Origin of the sequence: Rhodovulum sp. FJ3 (genome assembly GCF_032918305.1) — a bacterium.
GTDB lineage: Bacteria > Pseudomonadota > Alphaproteobacteria > Rhodobacterales > Rhodobacteraceae > SAT37.
Genome location: NZ_JAWJUU010000003.1, coordinates 168,374 through 188,981 on the forward strand (window position 1 = coordinate 168,374; position 20,608 = coordinate 188,981).

The window sequence follows — 20,608 nt, forward strand, 5'->3', positions numbered from 1 at the left end:
AATGCCTCCCGGTCACCTCGAACAAGGCGGTAAAAGCGATCTGACCAGACCTATCTTTACCAGCAAAACCCCGTGGCGCCACCCCACCACGCAGTGTCCGAAATGCCCAAAGCAGCAAACCTACTCTGGGCATTTCACGTCAGAATTGCGAGCCGTGCGGCCTTAGCCGCACTTGCTGTGGCCGCAGCTGGGGCAGGTCATGCAGCCCTCGAGCATCTTCATACCGAATTCGCCGCAGGACGGGCATGCCGGGCCGCGGGGGCGTTCGCCGACCGCGATGGCCTCATATTGGGGGTCAGTTTTCAGGCCCATGCCCTCGCCCTCAATGAACCCCGTCGCGACCAGATGCGTTTCGATCACGCCGCCAATCGCCGCAAGGATCGAGGGAACGTATTTGCCCTTCATCCACGCGCCGCCACGGGGGTCGAACACGGCCTTGAGTTCCTCCACCACAAAGCTGACGTCACCGCCGCGACGGAACACGGCACTGATCATACGGGTCAGGGCCACGGTCCATGCAAAGTGCTCCATGTTTTTGGAGTTGATAAACACCTCAAACGGACGACGGCGACCGGCCACGACCAGATCGTTGACGGTGATGTAGATCGCGTGCTCGCTGTCGGGCCATTTCAGTTTGTAGGTGTTACCCTCAAGCTGTTGCGGACGGTCCAGCGGCTCGGACATGTAGATCACGTCACCATGGGGCGTCTGCGGCTCGGCGTCGTCATTGGCGACCACATCGGGGGCCTTGTTCTCGGTCTTTTTGTCGTCAGACGCGGTCAGGACACTGCCCGTCACGTCGTTCGGACGATAGGTGGTGCAGCCCTTACAGCCGGTTTCATAGGCTTCCATGTAGACATCTTTGAAGTCGTCAAAGCTGATGTCTTCGGGGCAGTTGATGGTCTTGGAGATCGAGCTGTCGATCCATTTCTGCGCGGCGGCCTGCATGCGGACATGTTCCAGCGGGGCCAGCGTCTGCGCGTTGACGAAATAGTCGGGCAGTTCGCGGTCGCCGAATTTTTCGCGCCACATCTGAACGGCGTAATCCACGACCTCTTCTTCGGTGCGCGAGCCGTCTTTTTGTAGAACCTTGCGGGTATAGCTGTAGGCGAACACCGGTTCGATCCCAGAAGAGACGTTGCCGGCATAGAGGCTGATCGTGCCGGTGGGTGCGATCGAGGTCAGCAGGGCGTTGCGGATCCCGTGTTCGGCAATCGCGTCGCGCACGTCCTGATCCATCTCTTGCAGCGCGCCGGAGGCCAGATACTTGTCCGCATCAAACAAGGGGAACGGACCCTTTTCCTTGGCCAGGTCGACCGAGGCCAGATAGGAGGCGCGGGCGATCTGTTTCATCCATTTCTCGGTCTGAACGGCGGCCTCTTCGGAGCCATAGCGCAGACCCAGCATCAACAGGGCATCGGCCAGACCGGTCACGCCCAGACCGATGCGGCGCTTGGCCTGGGCCTCTTGCGCCTGCTGGTCCAGGGGAAAGCGGCTTGCGTCCACCACGTTGTCCATCATGCGCACGGCGGTCGCGACCAGTTCGTCCAACTTGGCCACGTCCAGTTCGGCGTTGGCCTCAAACGGGTTGGCGACCAGACGGGCAAGGTTGATCGACCCCAGCAAGCACGCACCATAAGGCGGCAGGGGCTGTTCGCCGCAAGGGTTGGTGGCCGCGATGGTTTCGCAATAGGCGAGGTTGTTCATCTTGTTGATGCGGTCGATGAAGATCACGCCCGGCTCGGCGTAATCATAGGTCGCGCGCATGATCTTGTTCCACAGATCGCGGGCCTGAACCGTGTGATAGACCTTATCCCCGAACTTGAGCTCCCAGCTCTGGTCGGCCTTGACGGCCTCCATGAACGGGTCGGTCACCAGCACCGACAGGTTAAAGTTACGCAGACGTGCGGGGTCCTGTTTGGCGGTGATGAACTGTTCGATATCGGGGTGATCACAGCGCATGGTCGCCATCATCGCCCCACGGCGCGACCCCGCGGACATGATCGTGCGGCACATCGCGTCCCACACATCCATGAACGACAGCGGCCCCGACGCATCGGCGGCCACGCCCAGAACATCGGCGCCCTTGGGGCGGATGGTGCTGAAATCGTACCCGATACCGCCGCCCTGTTGCATGGTCAGCGCGGCCTCTTTCAGCATGTCGAAAATGCCCGACATGCTATCGGGCACGGTGCCCATGACGAAACAGTTGAACAGTGTGACGCTGCGCGCGGTGCCGGCACCGGCGGTGATGCGACCTGCGGGCAGGTATTTGAAATCTTCCAAGGCCTCAAAGAACTTCGGCTCCCACGCGGCGGGGTCCTGTTCGACCTCGGCCAGCGAGCGCGCGATACGACGCCACGTGTCTTCGACCGTTTTGTCCTCGATCGTGCCATCGGCGCGTTTCAGGCGGTATTTCATGTCCCAGATGGACTCGGAAATCGGGGCGGTAAAACGCGACATCGAGAGTTCCTTCACGAAGTTCTGAAAGGGCCGCCAAGATACGAGCTTGGCTTGATCTGCGCAAGTTCTAGGTTATTTTGATCCATGTTCAACATCATCTTGGGGCAAACGTGAAAAAAAATCGACACGTTAATCTGGTCAAACTCAGCGTCGGCACCGAAAGCGTGGACGATCAAATCGCGTGGCAGACCGCGTGGCGCTTGCAGACCGGACAGGAAAATCCCCGTCATATCACACGGATGTGGCCCAAACGGGGGGACGAGTTGTTGAACGGCGGTAGCCTCTATTGGGTGATCAAGGGCGTGATCCAGTCGCGTCAGCGGGTCATCGGTCTGGATGAAATTGTGGGCGATGATGGAATCACCCGCTGTGGAATCATCCTCGACCCCGAAATCATCCGCACCACCGCCGCGCCGCGCCGTCCGTTTCAGGGCTGGCGCTATTTGAACGCGGATGACGCGCCCGCCGACCTGCCCAAAGGCCGCACGGCCGAGCCCGATCTGCCCCCCGAACTGTCCGCCGCCTTGGCCGACATCGGCGTGCTGTAAGGCGCAAGATTTTTCACACACAAACTAAAGAGAGGCGGAATCCACGGGATTCTACCCTTAAGAGTGCGCACTTATATTCTTTAGACAAATAGCCTACCCCCTCTGGAATCGACTACACTTAAAGATGTGAGTTTTCCCAGTCAGTACATCTAAAACTCACGAAAGTCGCTTTTGGTTTGGTTGCGTTTCGATGTCTACGACTTGTCTTTATCGCTATGACGGTCCGCTTGCCCAACAGGATGTGTTGGAGGGGCATCGGTTCGACACACACCACCTGACCCAAGTGCAGTATGAGGGAACGCGCGGCGGCCCATCGGGCGTGTCGGTTTCCGGTGTGCCCGTGACAGTGGCAGGTCACGGCACCCTGACGACGGGGGCCGCCGCCAATTCCCAACCCACCCTTGCGTTTCGTGATGGCAACGTCACCTACATGGCCCTGCCCGATGGCCTGGTTCAGCCCTATGCCGGTCCCCCACCCGGGGGATCGCCCGGTGGTGGCGGCGCGCCCAGCGGCGGAGGGACCACAGGCGGCCCACCCGACTCTGTTCTGGACCTGACCCCCGGCGATGTCGGCGCGCCGAACTGTTTCCTAGAGGGCACCCGCATTCGCGTCCCTCTTGGCTATGCGGCGATCGAACATCTGAGCCGTGGCGACAGCATTATCGACGTCAACGGCAAGCGTCACTCGATCCTCTATATCGCCAAGGCCGAGATCACCCTGATCCCCGGCATGGAACACCTCTATCACCGCTGGTTTCCGGTGCGCATTCCCGTCGGCACCTTTGGCGAGGGTCGCCCCTATCGCGATACCTACCTGTCCCAGCAACACCGCATTCTGGTTGATGGCCCCGAAGTCGAACTTGTCCTTGCAGAGCAGCAGGCACTCGCCCCCGCCTGCGGCTTTGTTGACTTCGGGGCCTCATTGGAAACGTCGCTGCGCAAGATCACCTACTACCACATCCTGTGCGAGGAACATGTGGTCCTGATGGCAAACGGGATGCCGTGCGAGACGTTATTCTTGGGGGATTTGTTGATGCGCGGTGCGAAAACGGCGGCCAAGGACGAGGCCCAGCATTTCTTTGGCGATCTGGTCGCGCGTATCTCGCCCGAACGGATGGCACGTATGCGCCCCGCCGCGCCCTTGCTGCGCAAGTTTGAGGTGCGCGCAGCCTATGCGCACACCCTGTGATCAGTCGTTGATCTGCAATTTGGCCGTCAGGTCGTCAAACGCACGACGCATGTTGTCGTCCCACCCCGAGCGGCGACCACGGAACAGCGTGGCTTGGCTCTTGTGCACGCAAGCATCGCCGAGGATTTTCAGGTGGTTCGCGCGCAGGGTTTCACCCGTGCTGGTGATGTCGGCAATGGCCTCGGCAGTGCGGTTTTTCACCGTGCCTTCGGTTGCGCCCTGACTGTCGACCAACTGATAGTCCGCCACACCCGCATCGCGCAGGTATTCCCGCACCAACCGGTGGTATTTCGTCGCGATCCGCAAACGGAAGCCGTGTTCGGCACGGAAGGCCGCCGCCGCCGCATCCAGATCGTCCAGTGTATCCACATCGACCCAGAACTTGGGCACGGCGATGATCAGGTCGGCATGCCCAAACCCCATCAGGGCCAGTTCGCGCACCTTGTTTTCCCAATCGGCGATCTTTTCGCGCACCAGATCGGACCCCGTCACACCCAAATGGATGCGACCGGCGGCCAGTTCGCGCGGGATTTCACCGGCGGAGAGCAGGACCAGTTCGACACCCTCAACCCCGTCCACGGCGCCCGCATATTCGCGGTCCGATCCGGTGCGGCGCAGGCCTACGCCGCGCTCGGCGAACCATTCGAATGTCTTCTCCATCAGCCGCCCCTTGGACGGCACGCCCAGTTTCAGGGTCATGACCGGGCCTCCTGCAATGTGGTGATCACCTCGGGACGGGCGACGCCGCCCACGGCGGGAATGGACCGTCCCCCGCCCAGCACACGGGTCAGCGCGTCATAGCGCCCGCCCGTCGCAACCGACGGCAGGTCGGGCCGGTCGGCGGCGTAAAAGCCGAAGACGAACCCGTCGTAGTATTCCAGCGTAGTGCGGCCATAGCTGGCCTCAAAGTCCAGCTCGGACACATCGACGCCGCGCGCCGACAGCGCGTCCAACCGGCGGCCCAACTGGGCCACGGCGGGTTCGATCGCGGGCATATCCACGGCCACATCGCGCAATTGTTCCAATGCGTTGTCCGATGTTTCGCGGATCGACAGGATGTGGTTCATGATCTCCAGCTCACCCGCGCTCAGCGGGTCTTGGGCGGCATCATCGACCAATGCGGCGACGCGGGCGGCGACGTCCTCGCGGCTGCGCAGACCGATTTCGGGACCGGCCTGATCCAAAATCGCCTCAACCCCCGAGGTCCCCACGGCCTCCAGCAGTTTCACGCGGCTTTCCGGCGCTGCACGACGTCCGCCGAACCGGTCCAGCAGCGCGCGGAACCGGCGCGGACGCCACAGATGGCGGCGCAACGCAGCGCGGCGGCGGTCGCTGGTCGACAGGCTATCGACCACGGCCAGCAGGATGCCGATATCCCCCGTCGCGGCGCGCAGGCCCAGATCAAAGGGCGACAGCGCCTTTTGGAACAGGGCGAACACCTCGGCATCGGCGGCGGCGGCATCGGTCGGATCGAACAGTTCGAACCCCACCTGCAGGTATTCGTTCGCACGGCCGGTCTCGTGATCCTGTTTGCGGAACACCTCACCCAGATAGGTATAGCGCGCGGGCTCGGCCCCCGTTTCCATGTGCATCTGCACCACGGGAACGGTGAAATCGGGGCGCATCATCAACTCGCCGCGCAGCGGATCGTTGGTCACATAGGCGCGCGCGCGGATGTCCTCACCATACAGGTCCAACAGCGTCTCGGCAGGTTGCAGGATGTCGGCCTCAACCGGCATCGCATTCGCGGCCAGAAACGGCGCGGCAATCTGTTCGGCAACCGCGCGGATCGCGGCCTTGTCCGAGGTGATCATTCCCCTGCCCCTTCGATGATGCGGCGCACCTCGGCGACCATATCGGCGCGGGCGACCTCAACCTGTGCGGGCTGGGATTTCCATTCCTCAAGCGTCGCACTGGCCGCAATTTTCGCGCCAAGCACCAGATCCTTGATCTGGACCACATCGCGCGCAGCCTCGTCGCCGCCTTGGATGATGGCCACGGGCGATTGACGTTTGTCGGCGTATTTCAACTGGTTACCGAAGTTCTTGGGATTGCCAAGGTAGACCTCGGCGCGGATGCCTGCGGTGCGCAGCTCGCCCACCATGGCTTGATAGTCGGCCATGCGGTCGCGATCCATCACGGTCACAACGACGGGGCCATCCATGGTGGCACCGGCACGCCCCTTGGCGCGCAGCGCGGCCAACAGGCGATCCACGCCAATCGACACGCCGGTCGCCGGAACGACCTGACCGGTAAAGCGTTTGACCAGATCGTCATATCGACCGCCACCAGCGACCGAACCGAACTGACGCGGGCGACCTTTTTCGTCGAGGATTTCAAAGGTCAACTCGGCCTCGAACACCGGACCGGTGTAATAGCCCAGACCACGCACGACGGACGGGTCAATTTCGATGCGATCCGAGCCGTAGCCTTGGGCGTCCAACAGCGCGGCGATCTGTTCCAGTTCGGCGACGCCTTCCTGACCCGTGGCCGAGTCCCCGACCAATTCACGCAGACGCGCACAGGTGGCCGCGCCGGTGTCGCGCTTGGCCTCCATAAAGCCCATGACGGTATCGGCTTGGGCGTCGGTCAGACCCGCGCCCTTGGTGAAATCGCCCGAGTCGTCCTTGCGCCCCTCGCCCATCAGGGCGCGCACGCCCTCAGACCCAAGACGGTCGATCTTGTCGATGGCGCGCAGCACGATACCGCGTTCCTCTTCGAACTTGGTGGGGTCAGACGGGTCCAGAACGCCCGCGACCTCCATCACGCCGTTCAGAACCTTGCGGTTGTTGACGCGCACGATGTAATCGCCGCGCGGAATGCCGACGGTCTCAAGCGCATCGGACAGCATCGCACAGATTTCCGCATCCGCCGCGACCGAGGCCGAGCCAACGGTATCTGCATCGCATTGATAGAACTGACGGAACCGCCCCGGACCGGGCTTTTCGTTGCGCCAGACGGGACCCATCGCATAGCGGCGATAGGGGTTGGGCAGGTCATTGCGGAACTGCGCGGCCACACGGGCCAAAGGCGCCGTCATGTCATAGCGCAGCGCCAGCCAATCGCCGTCGTCTTCTTCCTGCCACGCGAACACACCCGCGTTCGGGCGATCCACATCGGGCAGGAACTTGCCCAGCGCCTCAACCGTTTCCACGGCAGAGGTTTCCAGCGGGTCAAAGCCATAGCGATGATAGACCTCGGCAATCTTGTCGAGCATCTCTTTACGTTCAGTTACATCCGAACCGAAATAGTCCCGAAAGCCCTTGGGCGTCTCTGCCTTGGGGCGGGGTGCTTTCTTTTGCTTGGCCATCGCGTCTTTGTCCCTTAGGTGGGTTTGCGGGCGGCATAACGGATGCAGGTTCAAGGGGCAAGTACACCCGCCCCCAGCATGAAAGGAAATGCCATGTCAGACACGCAAGTCACACAGTTGGAAGAAAAGGTCGCGCATCTAATGGCGACGGTGGATGATCTGTCGGATGTCGTGGCGGCGCAGGCCAAGGAAATCGACGTCCTGACGCGTCGCGTTCGCATGTTGATGCAGCGCGAGGCCGAACGCGAATATGACAGCGAAAGCTCGGTCCCGCTGGCCGATCAACGCCCGCCCCATTACTGAGGCGCGCGTCCAAGGTCAGGACATCTTGCGCCCGACGAAATCCACCACGGCATAAAGGACGTCCGAGTTGTATCCCGGGCCGAATACATCGTCATAGTCGGCCACGTCCAAAACATCGAACAAGGCAAACCGCGCGTGCAAATCGGCGGTCGAAAACCCGTTCACCCCGCACCCTTGGTGGCGTTCGGACAGGCCGTGGATCATCAGCAACCCACCCTCGCGCACAAAACCCGGCAGCGTCTGCAACGCCAGATGGCGCTGTGCCGCGCTCTCGAATTCGGGGAAGACGAGCAACACCAGATCATACTCGGCCCCGCGCGACGACAGCGCCTGCATAGTTTCGTCGCGCAGCAGGCTGCACGGTGTCATCTCGCGCATGTTCAGCAGATCCACCGACAGCCCCATGTCACGCAGGCTATGCGCCACCGCAACTTCGCCAAGCACCAGAGCATTGGCAGCCCCCTTTGTCAGAAAGCCGAACTTGCGCAAAAAGCCCAAGTTGCCATTGCTGATACGGGGAAGCGCAGTCTCTGGGCGCAACGATTTCATTTCACCTCCTGCGCGGTGGGTTCATCTTTGACGTGTCGGGTATCAGGGTGCAGAGACGTGCCCAAGATATGGTCGGCACGGTGGATAACATGTTCTGCACGGCCCACAATTAAGGGATCGGGCCTACCGATAGCGTGGTGATCTTTCCCAGGGTAGTCAAGAGAATTAAGGAAATGTCTCATACACTCTAGGCGTGCACGCTTCTTGTCATTGGATTTAATGATGGTCCACGGCGCATCGGCGGTGTCGGTGTAAAAGAACATCGCCTCTTTGGCCTCGGTGTAATCGTCCCATTTATCAAGGCTGGCCTTGTCAATCGGGCTAAGCTTCCATTGCTTCAAGGGGTCGGTTTCACGCGACTTGAAACGGGCCTGCTGTTCCTCTTGGGTGACCGAGAACCAGTACTTGTAAAGATGGATGCCTGAGCGGACCAACATCTGTTCAAACAACGGGGTCTGGCGCATGAATTCCAGATATTCGTTCGGGGTACAGAACCCCATCACACGCTCCACCCCCGCGCGGTTGTACCAAGAGCGGTCATAGAACACCATTTCTCCGACGGTGGGCAGTTCGCGGATATAGCGTTGAAAGAACCATTGGCCCTTTTCTTCCCATGTGGGTTTGTTCAGGGCGACCACACGGGCCGAACGCGGGTTCAGATGCTCCATGAACCGCTTGATCGTGCCCCCCTTACCGGCGGCATCGCGGCCCTCGAACAGCAGAACAAATTTCTGTTCGGTCTCCTGTGCCCACAATTGAACCTTTAACAATTCCGCCTGCAGACGCGCCTTTTGCGCCTCATAGCTGCGGCGGGACAGTTTGCTTGTATAGGGATATTCCCCGTTCTCAAAAGCGCGCGCGATCATCTCGGGGTTCGGGGGCGTTTTCACCGCCGTGGCCGTCCCGTTTGCAACGGGGGTGGGTGTCGTCCGACTCTCTGCGCCTTGTGTCATATCTGTCCCTTTCCTGAATGGAACAATTCTATCACTTGGGCGCAGAGCCCACTTTGACACCGGTCAAGTTTAAACAGCCACCAAACCGTGCACGGGCCATTGCCCCTTGGGCGCGGTCCTGCTCTAATACGGAACCAAACCAATTATTGATCGAGCACACCCATATGTCCGACGACCTTCTTGCAGGGACCGAACCCGACGACTACGACGCCTCTTCGATTGAGGTGCTTGAAGGGCTAGAGCCCGTCCGCAAACGCCCCGGCATGTATATCGGCGGCACGGACGAGCGCGCGCTGCACCATATGGTGGCCGAGATCCTCGACAACTCGATGGATGAGGCCGTCGCGGGCCACGCCAACCGGATTGAGGTGGAACTGCACGCCGACAGCACGGTCACCATCCGCGACAACGGTCGTGGTATCCCGATTGATCCCCACCCCAAGTTTCCGGACAAATCCGCGCTTGAGGTGATCCTGTGCACGTTGCACGCGGGCGGCAAGTTCAGCGGCGAGGCCTATCAGACCTCGGGTGGTTTGCACGGCGTGGGTGCGTCGGTTGTGAACGCCCTGTCGGATTCGATGATCGTTCAGGTCGCGCGCAACAAAGAGCTGTTTGAGCAGCGCTTTTCGCGCGGCATCCCGCAAGGTCCGGTCGAAAAGGTCGGCGCCGCCCCGAACCGACGCGGCACCACCGTGTCCTTCCACGCGGACGCCCAGATTTTCGGGTCGCACAAGATGAAACCCGCCCGCCTGATGAAGATGGTCCGCTCCAAGGCGTACCTGTTCTCGGGCGTTGAAATCCGGTGGAAATCGGCAATCGACGACGGGGAAACCCCGACCGAGGCCACGTTCCATTTCCCCGGCGGTCTGGCGGATTATCTGACCGAAACCTTGGGCAAGGCCGCGACCTATTCCGACAAACCCTTTGCAGGACGCGTTGATTTCAAAGAGAAATTCAACGAACCGGGCAGCGTGGAATGGGCCATCAACTGGACGCCCTCGCGCGACGGGTTCATCCAGTCCTATTGTAACACCGTCCCCACGCCCGAGGGCGGCACCCATGAGGCCGGTTTTTGGGCCGCGATCCTGAAGGGCATCCGCGCCTATGGCGAATTGGTCAACAACCGCAAGGCCACCAATATCACGCGCGACGATCTGATCACCGGCGGCTGTGCGCTTGTGTCCTGTTTCATCCGCGAGCCCGAATTCGTCGGTCAGACCAAGGACCGTCTGGCCACCACCAACGCGCAAAAGCTGGTCGAAGGCGCGGTGCGCGATCACTTTGACAACTGGCTGGCCGCTGACACCAAATCGGCCGGTGCAATCCTTGATTTCCTTGTACTGCGTGCCGAGGAACGTCTGCGTCGCCGTCAGGAAAAGGAAACCGCCCGTAAAACCGCGACCAAACGTCTGCGCCTGCCTGGCAAGCTGGTCGATTGTTCGGCCACCAACCGCGACGGCACCGAACTGTTTCTGGTCGAAGGCGACTCGGCCGGCGGGTCGGCCAAAATGGCGCGTGATCGTCGCACACAGGCCCTGTTGCCGCTGCGCGGTAAGATCCTGAACGTGCTTGGCGCGGCAAGCTCCAAACTGGGCAGCAACGCCGAAATCAACGATCTGTCACAGGCGCTTGGCGTCGGTCTGGGCACCAAGTTCAACATCGACGATCTGCGCTATGACAAAATCATCATCATGACCGACGCGGATGTCGACGGCGCCCATATCGCCAGCCTGTTGATGACGTTCTTTTTCACCCAGATGCGCCCGATGATCGATCACGGGCACCTCTATCTGGCCTGCCCGCCCCTGTTTCGCCTGACCCAAGGCGCGAAACGCGTCTATGCGCTGGACGAGGCGGAAAAGGAAATGTGGATGGAAAAGGGTCTGGGCGGCAAAGGCAAAATCGACGTCAGCCGATTCAAGGGTCTGGGCGAGATGGACGCCAAGGACCTGAAGGACACCACGATGAACCCCGCCTCGCGCAAGTTGATCCGCGTCAGCATTGATGAGGACGAACCGGGCGAAACCGCCGATCTGGTGGAACGTCTGATGGGTAAAAAGCCCGAGATGCGGTTCCAATACATCCAGCAGAACGCGCAATTCGTGGACGAATTGGACATCTGATCAAATCCCCGGCCGGTCACACCCGCCGGGGATTTTTCTTTACTTCACCGCTTCTTCGGCAACGCTCAGGAAAATCGCGTCCAACTCGCTTGCCGCCGCCACGAGATCCGCGCCGCCCTCTTCCATATAGGGGGCAAAGACATAGGACGGGGTTTTGTAGCTGAGGAAACCGGTGCCGTCGGGCTCTTCGGTGACGTACACGCGGATCGGGGCCTCGATCATCGCGGCCGTGCTGAGCCCCAGAATGCGCACCGCATAGACGTTATTGAACAAGCCGATCACGCGGTTACCGGGGATCGTCACCCCGCGCGACGCGGCGGCACCAGTCGGGCCCGCCTGTGTGACGACGCCCAGTTTGTTGTGACCGGCGGCGGCCTTAACCGCGTCGATCAATTCGGCATAGGGCTTGTCGCTGTCCATGGTGACCCAGCCCTCGCGCGGTTCAACCGATTGGGCCCACGCGGGCGAGGTAAGTAATGTAAAAGCCAATACAAAAAGGCGGCGCATCGCATTCTCCCAACTAGATACGTGCACGCTAGCAGGGTCGTGGATCACCGGTGGTCACGTTCGCGCGAAGGCGGGGCGCGACGGCGCATTACCGCTGAATGCTCTCCAGATAATGCGCGAGCGAGACCAGAGGTTCGGGCGTCGGCGTTTGAATCCCGCCCTCATATTCGACCAGAACCGTCGGCCCGTCCAACAGCGACCCGAACTCGGGCATGACCGATCCATGCTGATCCGCGCGGGTATAGCCGTCGATGGTCGACATGACCTGTGTGAACGGGAATTCGCCGCCGTTACGCTGTGCGATCAAGGTCAGGTCCGGCGCGTTCAGGTTCAGATCGACCGACACCGGCCCGTTGCCGCGCGCATCAACGCCGTGACAGGCCGCGCAATAGGCGTCGAAATCGGCCTGCCCCGCCTGTTCCTGTGGCACACAGGCCCCCAAAACCATTGCACCTGCCAGAAGGGGAAAAAGGAATGTGCACTGCATAAGGGACCTCCGGGGACTGGTGTTTTTATCCTTGTGACACGTCACGTCGCGCTTGCCAATCGCCGACAAACCTGCCCCGATCACATCGTGTGTTTCCATTGCGTTGGAGGAGAGCCATGGACGCGACCACCCTGAAATACGCCGCCGTGATGATGGCGGCGGGCTTTGGCATTCCGATCCTTGCCGCATTGAATTCCCAGTTGGGCGGGCGTCTTGGCAATCCGGCGGCGGCGGCGTTTTGTCTGTTCATCGTCGCGTTTCTGGGCACGTCGGTGGTTCTGGCACTCACGGGGTTTTCGACCCTGTCAGGGGTGTTCGCGGCGCCGAAATACCTGTTTCTGGCAGGGTTGTTGGTGGCGTTCTATGTCCTGACGATCACGTGGATCGCGCCCAAATTCGGGGTCGGGAATGCGGTGTTCTTTGTCCTGCTCGGACAACTGATTTCCGCCGCCGCGATTGACCATTTCGGCCTGATGCGCGCCCTGCCCCAGCCGATCACCCTGACCCGCGCGGCGGGGATTGCCACCATGGCGGTCGGGGTGTTCGTAACGCTAAAGGGCTAGGGTCAGTCCAGCGGATGCAACTGTCCGGCGCGCAGTTCTACGCGGCGATCCATCTGGGCCGCCAGATCGTGGTTATGCGTCGCGATCAGGGCCGACAGACCGGTCTCCCGCACCAGTTCGACCAATGCGCCAAACACGCGGGCCGAGGTGTCGGGATCAAGGTTTCCCGTGGGTTCGTCCGCCAGCAACACCTGCGGGTTGTTGGCCAGAGCACGGCAAAAGGCGACGCGCTGTTGCTCGCCCCCTGACATGGCGGCGGGGCGGTGATCCGCGCGCTCACGCACGCCCACACGGTCCAGCAGCATCAGCGCGCGGTCCTCTGCCGCGCCCTTATCCACGCCATTGGCCAGTTGCGGCAGGACCACGTTTTCCAGCGCGCTGAACTCGGGCAGCAGATGGTGGAACTGATAGACGAACCCGATGTTGCGGCGGCGCGCGGTGGTGCGGCTGCGGTCGCTGTCACCGGAAAAGTCGCGCCCGCCGATGATGATCTGGCCGGTGTCCGGCTGATCCAACAGGCCCGCGATATGCAACAGGGTCGATTTCCCCGCCCCCGAGGGCGCGACCAATGCCGTCACCTGACCGGGCATCAGGGCCAGAGACGCCTGATCCAGAACGCGGATTTCGTTGGGACGACCCGCGTTATAGGTCTTGGAAATCCCGACCAGTTCCAATGCAGCATCGTTATTCATAGCGCAGCGCCTCAACAGGGTTCATACGGGCCGCACGGCGCGCGGGAAAAATCGTGACCCCGAACGACAGGCCAAGGGACAGCGCGACAGAGGTCAGGACATCGCTCAGTTCAAGCTTGGCCGGCAATTGATAGATGCCGCGAATGGACGGGTCCCACACCCCGCCCCCGCCGATGTAGTTCACAAAGGAAAAGATCGGATCGATATAGATCGCGAACAAACAGCCAAGGATCACGCCAAATGTCGTTCCGATCACACCGACCAGCGATCCACAGATAAAGAACACCCGCAGGATGGACCCCTCGGTCAGGCCCATGGTGCGCAGGATGCCGATGTCACGGCCCTTGTTTTTGACCAGCATGATCAGGCCCGAAATGATGTTCATCGCCGCGATCAGGACAAGGATCGACATGATGACGAACATCACGTTGTCCTCAACCGCCAGCGCCCGCAACAACGCCCCCGATGAATCCTGCCACGTCCACAGCAACGTGCGCGGCCCACCGGCGGCCAACAGGTCGATGGTCAGCCGGTCCACAGTCTCGGGATCGGTGACCATCACCTCGATCTCGTCGGCCGCGCCGTCGCGGTTGAAATAGATCTGCGCCTCGTCGAAGGGCATATAGATACGGGTGCGGTCGATGTCATAGCGCCCCGCGGTAAAGATATAGGCCACATCATAGGCCGCCACGCGCGGCGAGGTGCCAAAGGGCGTCTTGACCCCGTCGGGCGAAATTAGGCGCAGCTTGTCCCCCACCTGCACGCCCAATTCGCGCGCGATGCCAGACCCAATTGCGATGCGTTGATCGCCAAAATCATCGATGCTGCCGCGCTTGGCCTCGGGGTTGGCAATGCGGGGGATGGTTTTCAGGTCCTCGGGCGTGATGCCGAACACCTCAACCCCGCTGTTGCGCCCCTGCATGGTCGCCATGACCTGCCCCTTGACCAAGGGCGCGGCGCGGGTCACGTCGGGCAGATCGGCAATCCGGTCGGCAATGGCGCGGTAATCTGTGATGGCGCGGGTGGTCTGGCCGTCCTCGGTCACATAGACCGACGAATAGACCGTCACATGGGCGTTGGCCCCAAGGATCGTGTCCACCAGTTCCGCCCGAAAGCCCGAACGCACGGCAAGTGTCGCAATCAAGGCCATCACGGCCAAGGTGATCCCGACAAGCGAGATGATGGTCATCACACTGACCCCGCCCTCGGCACGGCGGGCGCGCAAAAAGCGCATGGCGATCATCCATTCAAAGGCCGAAAATGGCGCGGGGGTCTTGGCCACGGCTGCTCCTGTTCGTTTTGGCAAAAGTGGCCGCACACCCGCAGAAATTCAAGCGGCAAGGGCCATTCATGACGGCCCTTGCGCGGAATTCCCCGATCTTACATCCAGGTGTGGAAGGCGCGTTGCGGCATCGGTTGGGTCAGGTCGGCGCCCACATGGGGGCCATAGATGCGGGCGATTTTCTCGACGGCCATTTCCGGCGTCATCTCTTCGCTCTCGCCGGTGCGGCGGCAGGTGACTTCGACCACACCGTTTTTCAGACCACGCGGGCCAACGGTGATGCGCCACGGCAGACCGATCAGGTCCATAGTGGCGAATTTCGCGCCTGCGCTGTCCTTGCGGTCATCGAGCAGCGGCTCAAGGCCCAGCGCGGTGATCGATTTGTAGAGGGCATCGCACGCCTCATCCGCCTCGGCCACGCCGGGTTTCAGGTTGACGATCCCGCAATGGAACGGCGTGACGCCCTCGGGCCAAATGATGCCCTTGTCGTCATGGCTGGCCTCGATGATCGCGCCCAGCAGACGCGACACGCCAATCCCGTGGCTGCCCATGTGGACGGGAACGCGCACACCGTTTTCGTCGGTGACCATCGCGCCCATTTTGTCCGAATACTGGGTGCCGAAATAGAAGATCTGGCCGACCTCGATCCCGCGGGCCACGCGGCGGCGGTCCTCGGGAACTTGGGCGGTGAACTCGTCCTCGACGTGGGTTTCGTCGGTGCGGGCATAGCGCGAGGTGAATTCCTCAAGCACGGCCTGACACTGGGCCACGTCATCATAGTCGATTTCGCGGTCACCAAAGGTCAGATCGGTGATCTGGCTGTCATAAAAGACCTCGGATTCGCCGGTCTCGGCAAGGACAAGGAATTCATGCGTGTAATCGCCACCGATGGGGCCACTGTCCGCGCGCATCGGGATTGCCTGCAGGCCCATGCGTTCATAGGTGCGCAGATAGCTGACCAAGTGGCGGTTATAAGCGTGCAGCGCGTCCTCTTTGGTCAGGTCAAAGTTATACCCGTCCTTCATAAAGAACTCGCGCCCGCGCATCACACCGAAACGGGGGCGGATTTCATCGCGGAATTTCCACTGGATCTGATAGAGCGTCAGCGGCAGGTCCTTGTAGGACGTCACGTTTGAACGGAACACATCCGTGAACATTTCCTCCGCCGTGGGCGAGAACAGCATGTCACGGTCATGGCGGTCCTTCATGCGCAGCATCTCGGGACCATAGGCGTCATAGCGCCCGCTTTCGCGCCACAGATCGGCGGTTTGCAGCGTCGGCATCAGCATCGGGATATGGCCCGCGCGCTGTTGTTCCTGATGGACGATGTTTTCCAGCTTGCGCAGGATTTTGAACCCCATCGGCAGCCAAGAATAGATACCGGCCGAGGCCTGTTTGATCAGACCGGCGCGCAGCATATAGCGGTGGCTGACGATTTTCGCCTCAGAAGGGGTTTCCTTGAGAACGGGTAGAAAATAGCGGGACAGGCGCATGTGATGATTGCCTCATCAAGTGTTAGCTTTGCACCCGTCTATGACATCACGGCCCACCGCACAAGAACCGCTGCCCCTTGAAACACACGCCACGATAGGCAAAGTAACCCCCAAGCACAAAAACAGAGGTGAAAATGGCGCTGCCCGTCAAAGAGCAGGTGAAATACTGGACCGTTGCGACCGTGGTTTTCCTTGGGGCACTGTGGTTTCTGGGCGGGATGTTGTTGCCGTTCGTGTTGGGCATGGCGATTGCCTATGTTCTGGACCCCGTGGCGGACCGGCTGGAAAACATCGGGTTTTCACGAATATGGGCAACGGTCACGATCACCTTGGTGGCGGCGTTTCTGTTTATCCTATTGGCGCTGTTGGTGGTGCCCGAGGCCGTGCGCCAGATGGGGGCGTTGATCAACGTCGCGCCCGAAATGGTCGACAATTTCCAGACCTTTATCAGCGAACGTTTCCCGTCCCTGATGGCCGAGGGATCCACCTTGCGCCAATCCCTTGGCGGTGTGGCCGAGGCGATCCAGTCCAAGGGTGGCGAGCTGTTGAACGGGGTGCTGGCCAGTGCGCTGTCGCTGTTGAACGTGGTGGCCTTGATCGTGCTGGTGCCGGTGGTGACGTTTTATTTGCTGCTCGACTGGGACCGGATGGTTGGTCAGATCGACGAATTGCTGCCGCGCGATCATGCGCCGGTGATCCGCAAACTGGCCCGCCAGATCGACGAAACCCTTGCCGCGTTTATCCGTGGCCAGGGCACGGTCTGTGTGATCCTTGGCACCTATTACGCGGTTGCCTTGATGTTGACGGGCCTACAATTCGGCCTGATCGTCGGGTTTTTCGCAGGCATGGTGTCGTTCATCCCCTATGTCGGCGCGATTGGCGGCGGGGCCTTGGCCATCGGTCTGGCCCTGTTCCAGTTCTGGGGCGATTGGTGGTGGATCGGCGCGGTCGCGGGCGTGTTTTTCATCGGCCAGATCCTAGAGGGCAATGTGCTGACCCCGAACCTTGTGGGCGGCTCAGTCGGGCTGCATCCCGTGTGGTTGATCTTTGCCCTGTCGGCCTTCGGGATGATCTTTGGCTTTGTCGGGTTGCTGATCGCGGTGCCGGTCGCGGCCTCGATCGGGGTGATCGCGCGCTATGCCATCGGCCAGTACAAAGACAGCCGCCTCTATAAAGGCCAGTCGGACAAGCAAGAGGCCGAGTGATGGCAGAACAGTTGATTTTCGACCTGCCCCACCGGACCGCGCGGGGCAAGGAGAACTATTTCGTCTCGCCGGCCAATGCCATGGCCGTTGTACAGGTCGAGGACTGGCGCAACTGGCCGTCGGGCAAGATGATCCTTGTGGGCCCCGAGGCCTCGGGCAAAACCCATCTAGCGACCGTTTGGGCGGATCAGACCGGCGGACATATGATCGATGCGCGCGATGTCATCGACGCCGATATTCCGGACCTCGTCGCCCACCCCGCATTGATCGTTGAAAACGCCGACCGCATTGCCGGTGATCGTGCCGCCGAAGAGGCGCTGTTCCACCTGCATAACCTTGCGCTGGCCGAGGCGCGCCCGTTGTTGTTGTCCGCGCGCAGTGCGCCGATGCAATGGGGGCTGATCCTGCCCGATCTCCTCAGCCGGATGAGCGCGACCGCCACCGCGACCCTTGGCGCGCCAGACGATGCGTTGCTTGCGGCGCTGTTGGTGAAACAATTCGCCGACCGCCAATTGACCGTGCCGCCGCGCCTGATCCCCTATCTGGCGGGCCGGATGGAGCGCAGCTTTGCCGCCGTGAAAACAGTCGTGAACGCCCTTGATGCTGCCGCCTTGTCCACGGGACGAAAAATCGGCGAACGCCTTGCCGCCGAAGTGTTGGAGAATGCTTTCCCCCAGACGTGATTAATGCCATGATCCTGTTACATTTTCACAGCATATCACCGACATGACAAATCCCGCCGATTTCCTGAACGCCCCGTTCCCCGAACCCACCGAATTGCCCGCCACCCAGTGCACCGGCCCGAAACGGTTCGGGAACCGTGAGCTGAGCTGGCTGCAATTCAACTGGCGTGTTCTGGATGAATCCCGCAACCCGCAGGTGCCCCTGTTGGAACGTGTGCGGTTCGTGTCGATTTCGGCGACCAACCTTGACGAATTCTATACCGTGCGCGTGGCCGGTCTGCGCGAACTGGCGATCAAGGGCATCACCACCACCGCCGCCGACGGTCTGACCCCCGCCCAGCAATTGGTCCTGATCGACAAGGACGCCCGCAAATTGCTGCAGGCCCAGCAAACCGTCTGGAACCGCCTGAAACGTGAGCTTGAGGATGAGGGCATCCACATGCTGACGCGCTCAAAACTGACGAAACGCGATTTCGCCTATCTGGAGGGCGTGTTCCTCAATCAGGTGTTTCCGATCCTGTCGCCCCTTGCGATTGACCCTGCCCACCCGTTCCCGTTCATCCCGAACACGGGCTTTTGCCTTGCACTGCAACTGGAACGCGACCGCGACGGGCGTCCGTTGCAGGCGCTCTTGCCGATCCCCCACCAGATCGACCGGTTCATCCAACTGCCCGCCAAAGAAGGCGAGATGCGGTTCCTGCCGCTCGAAGAGGTTTTGCTGATCCATATCGGGTCGCTCTTCCCCGGCTATCACACCGTCGGCAGCTGTACCTTCCGTGTGCTGCGCGACAGCGATCTTGAGGTCGAGGATGAGGCCGAGGATCTGGTGCGGGAATTCGAAACGGCCCTGAAACGCCGCCGCCGTGGTGAGGTCGTGCGCATGAAGCTGTCCTCGGGCGCGCCCGAAGAGTTGCGCGCGCTGATCATGCGGGAACTCAACATCACCGAGGCCGAGGTGATTGAGGTGCGCGGATTGATCGGCGTTGCCTCCCTGTCGGAACTGGTGGTCGATAGCCGCCCCGATCTGCTCTGGCCGAATTTCACGCCCCGCATCCCCGAACGGGTGCAGGACCATGAGGGCGACATGTTCGCGGCGATCCGGCAAAAGGACATGCTGCTGCACCACCCGTATGAAACATTCGATAGCGTGATCCGGTTCCTGCAACAGGCCGCGCGCGATCCCGATGTGGTGGCGATCAAACAGACGCTCTATCGGACCTCCAAGAAAAGCCCGATCGTCGAGGCCCTGTGCGAGGCCGCCGAGGACGGGAAATCCGTCACCGCGCTGGTCGAGCTGAAGGCGCGGTTCGATGAGGCCGCCAATATTCAACAATCCCGCCGTCTGGAACGCGCGGGCGCGCATGTGGTCTATGGGTTCATCAACTACAAAACCCACGCCAAGATCAGTACCGTGGTGCGTCGTGAGGGCGATCAACTGGTGACCTATACCCATTACGGCACCGGCAACTATCACCCGATCACCGCGCGGATTTACACCGACCTCAGCCTGTTCACCTGTGACGCCGCCCTTGGGCGCGATGCGACCAAGGTGTTCAACTATATCGGCGGCTATGCCGAGCCTGAGGCGCTTGAGAACCTGTCGATCTCACCGATCACGTTGAAACCTACCCTGCTGGAACGGATCAACGCCGAGGCCGAGTTCGCCCGCCAAGGCAAGCCCGCCGAAATCTGGGCCAAGGTCAATTCCCTGATCGAACCCGATGTGATCGACGCCCTTTATGCGGCCAGCAACGCAGGCGTGAAAATCAACCTCGTCGTGCGCGGGATTTGCGGCATCCGTCCAGGCATCAAGGGCCTGTCGGAAAACATCCGTGTCAAATCCATCGTCGGGCGGTTTCTGGAACATTCGCGCATTGCCTGTTTCGGCAATGGCTCGGGCCTGCCCTCGAAAAACGCACGGGTCTATATCTCGTCTGCGGACTGGATGGGCCGGAACCTGAACCGCCGTGTCGAGACCTTGGTGGAAATCAAGAACCCGACCGTCAAGGCGCAGATCGTGGATCAGATCATGGCGGCCAACCTTGCCGATACCGCACAGAGCTGGATCATGAACCCCGACAACAGTTTTACCCGCCATGCGGTGGACAAGGGCGCATTCAATTGCCACCGCTTCTTTATGGAAAACCCGTCCCTGTCGGGTCGAGGCAGTGCGGGCGCAACGGATGTGCCGCAACTGGCCCACTCCAAGGATTGACGCCCGCGCCCGGCTGTTGTCATTGTCAGTGAATGACAAAAGG

Annotated in this window: 19 protein-coding genes; 8 read left to right on the plus strand and 11 right to left on the minus strand. The window is 61.0% G+C overall.

Annotated elements, in window-relative coordinates; genetic code table 11:
* Positions 1–162: 162 nt before the first annotated feature.
* Positions 163–2,463, minus strand: coding sequence for an adenosylcobalamin-dependent ribonucleoside-diphosphate reductase (locus tag R1W00_RS09860; protein WP_317262570.1), 2,301 nt, complete (start codon positions 2,461–2,463; stop codon positions 163–165).
* A gap of 110 nt (positions 2,464–2,573) precedes the next feature.
* Here R1W00_RS09860 and R1W00_RS09865 point away from each other — a divergent pair, with 110 nt between their 5' ends.
* Together R1W00_RS09865 and R1W00_RS09870 are read left to right on the plus strand one after the other, a co-directional pair.
* On the plus strand, positions 2,574–3,011 hold the full coding sequence (locus tag R1W00_RS09865) for a DUF1489 domain-containing protein (protein ID WP_317262571.1): 438 nt from the start codon (positions 2,574–2,576) through the stop codon (positions 3,009–3,011).
* Between the two features lie 190 nt (positions 3,012–3,201).
* Positions 3,202–4,200 carry a Hint domain-containing protein gene (locus R1W00_RS09870; RefSeq protein ID WP_317262572.1) on the plus strand — a complete coding sequence of 333 codons (999 nt, stop codon included), beginning with the start codon at positions 3,202–3,204 and terminating at the stop codon, positions 4,198–4,200.
* On the opposite strand, the gene hisG is transcribed toward R1W00_RS09870, so the two are convergent.
* The 3 genes from hisG to hisS are packed head-to-tail and all read right to left on the minus strand — an operon-like array spanning position 4,201 to position 7,510.
* Entirely contained in the window at positions 4,201–4,899 is a 699-nt protein-coding gene (hisG, locus tag R1W00_RS09875; protein WP_317262573.1) for an ATP phosphoribosyltransferase, read from the minus strand.
* The gene (locus tag R1W00_RS09880) at positions 4,896–6,014 is read right to left on the minus strand and encodes an ATP phosphoribosyltransferase regulatory subunit (RefSeq protein WP_317262574.1); all 1,119 of its coding nucleotides are present in this window, start codon (positions 6,012–6,014) and stop codon (positions 4,896–4,898) included. Before R1W00_RS09880 ends, hisG begins: the two co-directional genes overlap by 4 nt.
* Entirely contained in the window at positions 6,011–7,510 is a 1,500-nt protein-coding gene (gene hisS, locus R1W00_RS09885) for a histidine--tRNA ligase (RefSeq protein ID WP_317262575.1), read from the minus strand. The genes R1W00_RS09880 and hisS overlap by 4 nt, the downstream gene beginning before the upstream one ends.
* Before the next feature lie 93 nt (positions 7,511–7,603).
* Here hisS and R1W00_RS09890 point away from each other — a divergent pair, with 93 nt between their 5' ends.
* On the plus strand, positions 7,604–7,813 hold the full coding sequence (locus tag R1W00_RS09890) for a SlyX family protein (RefSeq protein ID WP_317262576.1): 210 nt from the start codon (positions 7,604–7,606) through the stop codon (positions 7,811–7,813).
* A 15-nt stretch (positions 7,814–7,828) separates the two neighbouring features.
* On the opposite strand, the gene R1W00_RS09895 is transcribed toward R1W00_RS09890, so the two are convergent.
* The gene (locus R1W00_RS09895) at positions 7,829–8,362 is read right to left on the minus strand and encodes a hypothetical protein (RefSeq protein ID WP_317262577.1); all 534 of its coding nucleotides are present in this window, start codon (positions 8,360–8,362) and stop codon (positions 7,829–7,831) included.
* Positions 8,359–9,315: a polyphosphate kinase 2 gene (ppk2, locus tag R1W00_RS09900; RefSeq protein WP_317262578.1), complete on the minus strand. Its 957-nt coding sequence runs from the start codon at positions 9,313–9,315 to the stop codon at positions 8,359–8,361. The genes R1W00_RS09895 and ppk2 overlap by 4 nt, the downstream gene beginning before the upstream one ends.
* A 164-nt stretch (positions 9,316–9,479) precedes the next feature.
* On the opposite strand from ppk2, the gene parE reads away from it, so the two are divergent.
* Positions 9,480–11,438 (plus strand): DNA topoisomerase IV subunit B, encoded by a 1,959-nt coding sequence (parE, locus tag R1W00_RS09905; protein ID WP_317262579.1) that lies wholly within the window; start codon positions 9,480–9,482, stop codon positions 11,436–11,438.
* A gap of 39 nt (positions 11,439–11,477) precedes the next feature.
* Here parE and R1W00_RS09910 read toward each other — a convergent pair whose 3' ends face one another.
* Positions 11,478–11,945, minus strand: coding sequence for a DUF302 domain-containing protein (locus R1W00_RS09910; protein WP_317262580.1), 468 nt, complete (start codon positions 11,943–11,945; stop codon positions 11,478–11,480).
* 88 nt (positions 11,946–12,033) lie between these two features.
* Positions 12,034–12,432, minus strand: coding sequence for a c-type cytochrome (locus R1W00_RS09915; RefSeq protein WP_317262581.1), 399 nt, complete (start codon positions 12,430–12,432; stop codon positions 12,034–12,036).
* Positions 12,433–12,548: 116 nt separating this feature from the next.
* On the opposite strand from R1W00_RS09915, the gene R1W00_RS09920 reads away from it, so the two are divergent.
* Positions 12,549–12,995 (plus strand): DMT family transporter, encoded by a 447-nt coding sequence (locus R1W00_RS09920; RefSeq protein ID WP_317262582.1) that lies wholly within the window; start codon positions 12,549–12,551, stop codon positions 12,993–12,995.
* A gap of 2 nt (positions 12,996–12,997) precedes the next feature.
* On the opposite strand, the gene R1W00_RS09925 is transcribed toward R1W00_RS09920, so the two are convergent.
* From R1W00_RS09925 to proS, 3 genes are all read right to left on the minus strand, one after another.
* Positions 12,998–13,687: an ABC transporter ATP-binding protein gene (locus tag R1W00_RS09925; RefSeq protein ID WP_317262583.1), complete on the minus strand. Its 690-nt coding sequence runs from the start codon at positions 13,685–13,687 to the stop codon at positions 12,998–13,000.
* Positions 13,680–14,969, minus strand: coding sequence for a lipoprotein-releasing ABC transporter permease subunit (locus tag R1W00_RS09930; RefSeq protein ID WP_317262584.1), 1,290 nt, complete (start codon positions 14,967–14,969; stop codon positions 13,680–13,682). Before R1W00_RS09930 ends, R1W00_RS09925 begins: the two co-directional genes overlap by 8 nt.
* 98 nt (positions 14,970–15,067) lie before the next feature.
* Complete coding sequence (gene proS, locus R1W00_RS09935; protein ID WP_317262585.1) at positions 15,068–16,462, minus strand: proline--tRNA ligase; 1,395 nt, start codon at positions 16,460–16,462, stop codon at positions 15,068–15,070.
* Positions 16,463–16,596: 134 nt separating this feature from the next.
* Here proS and R1W00_RS09940 point away from each other — a divergent pair, with 134 nt between their 5' ends.
* The 3 genes from R1W00_RS09940 to R1W00_RS09950 are packed head-to-tail and all read left to right on the plus strand — an operon-like array spanning position 16,597 to position 20,565.
* Complete coding sequence (locus R1W00_RS09940; RefSeq protein ID WP_317262586.1) at positions 16,597–17,667, plus strand: AI-2E family transporter; 1,071 nt, start codon at positions 16,597–16,599, stop codon at positions 17,665–17,667.
* A complete protein-coding gene (locus R1W00_RS09945; RefSeq protein ID WP_317262587.1) occupies positions 17,667–18,350 on the plus strand; it encodes a DnaA ATPase domain-containing protein in 684 nt (227 codons plus the stop codon). The genes R1W00_RS09940 and R1W00_RS09945 overlap by 1 nt, the downstream gene beginning before the upstream one ends.
* 43 nt (positions 18,351–18,393) lie before the next feature.
* Entirely contained in the window at positions 18,394–20,565 is a 2,172-nt protein-coding gene (locus R1W00_RS09950) for an RNA degradosome polyphosphate kinase (RefSeq protein WP_317262588.1), read from the plus strand.
* Positions 20,566–20,608: the final 43 nt, after the last annotated feature.

Bases quoted from the DNA above. Each gene is read 5' to 3' on its own strand.
- R1W00_RS09920 (WP_317262582.1), top strand. From the start codon at position 12,549: ATGGACGCGACCACCCTGAAATACGCCGCCGTGATGATGGCGGCGGGC.
- R1W00_RS09910 (WP_317262580.1), bottom strand. From the start codon at position 11,945: ATGCGCCGCCTTTTTGTATTGGCTTTTACATTACTTACCTCGCCCGCG.
- R1W00_RS09880 (WP_317262574.1), bottom strand. From the start codon at position 6,014: ATGATCACCTCGGACAAGGCCGCGATCCGCGCGGTTGCCGAACAGATT.
- R1W00_RS09860 (WP_317262570.1), bottom strand. From the start codon at position 2,463: ATGTCGCGTTTTACCGCCCCGATTTCCGAGTCCATCTGGGACATGAAA.
- R1W00_RS09895 (WP_317262577.1), bottom strand. From the start codon at position 8,362: ATGAAATCGTTGCGCCCAGAGACTGCGCTTCCCCGTATCAGCAATGGC.
- R1W00_RS09950 (WP_317262588.1), top strand. From the start codon at position 18,394: ATGACAAATCCCGCCGATTTCCTGAACGCCCCGTTCCCCGAACCCACC.
- R1W00_RS09945 (WP_317262587.1), top strand. From the start codon at position 17,667: ATGGCAGAACAGTTGATTTTCGACCTGCCCCACCGGACCGCGCGGGGC.
- R1W00_RS09890 (WP_317262576.1), top strand. From the start codon at position 7,604: ATGTCAGACACGCAAGTCACACAGTTGGAAGAAAAGGTCGCGCATCTA.
- hisS (WP_317262575.1), bottom strand. From the start codon at position 7,510: ATGGCCAAGCAAAAGAAAGCACCCCGCCCCAAGGCAGAGACGCCCAAG.
- proS (WP_317262585.1), bottom strand. From the start codon at position 16,462: ATGCGCCTGTCCCGCTATTTTCTACCCGTTCTCAAGGAAACCCCTTCT.
- R1W00_RS09915 (WP_317262581.1), bottom strand. From the start codon at position 12,432: ATGCAGTGCACATTCCTTTTTCCCCTTCTGGCAGGTGCAATGGTTTTG.
- ppk2 (WP_317262578.1), bottom strand. From the start codon at position 9,315: ATGACACAAGGCGCAGAGAGTCGGACGACACCCACCCCCGTTGCAAAC.
- parE (WP_317262579.1), top strand. From the start codon at position 9,480: ATGTCCGACGACCTTCTTGCAGGGACCGAACCCGACGACTACGACGCC.
- R1W00_RS09940 (WP_317262586.1), top strand. From the start codon at position 16,597: ATGGCGCTGCCCGTCAAAGAGCAGGTGAAATACTGGACCGTTGCGACC.
- R1W00_RS09870 (WP_317262572.1), top strand. From the start codon at position 3,202: ATGTCTACGACTTGTCTTTATCGCTATGACGGTCCGCTTGCCCAACAG.
- R1W00_RS09925 (WP_317262583.1), bottom strand. From the start codon at position 13,687: ATGAATAACGATGCTGCATTGGAACTGGTCGGGATTTCCAAGACCTAT.
- hisG (WP_317262573.1), bottom strand. From the start codon at position 4,899: ATGACCCTGAAACTGGGCGTGCCGTCCAAGGGGCGGCTGATGGAGAAG.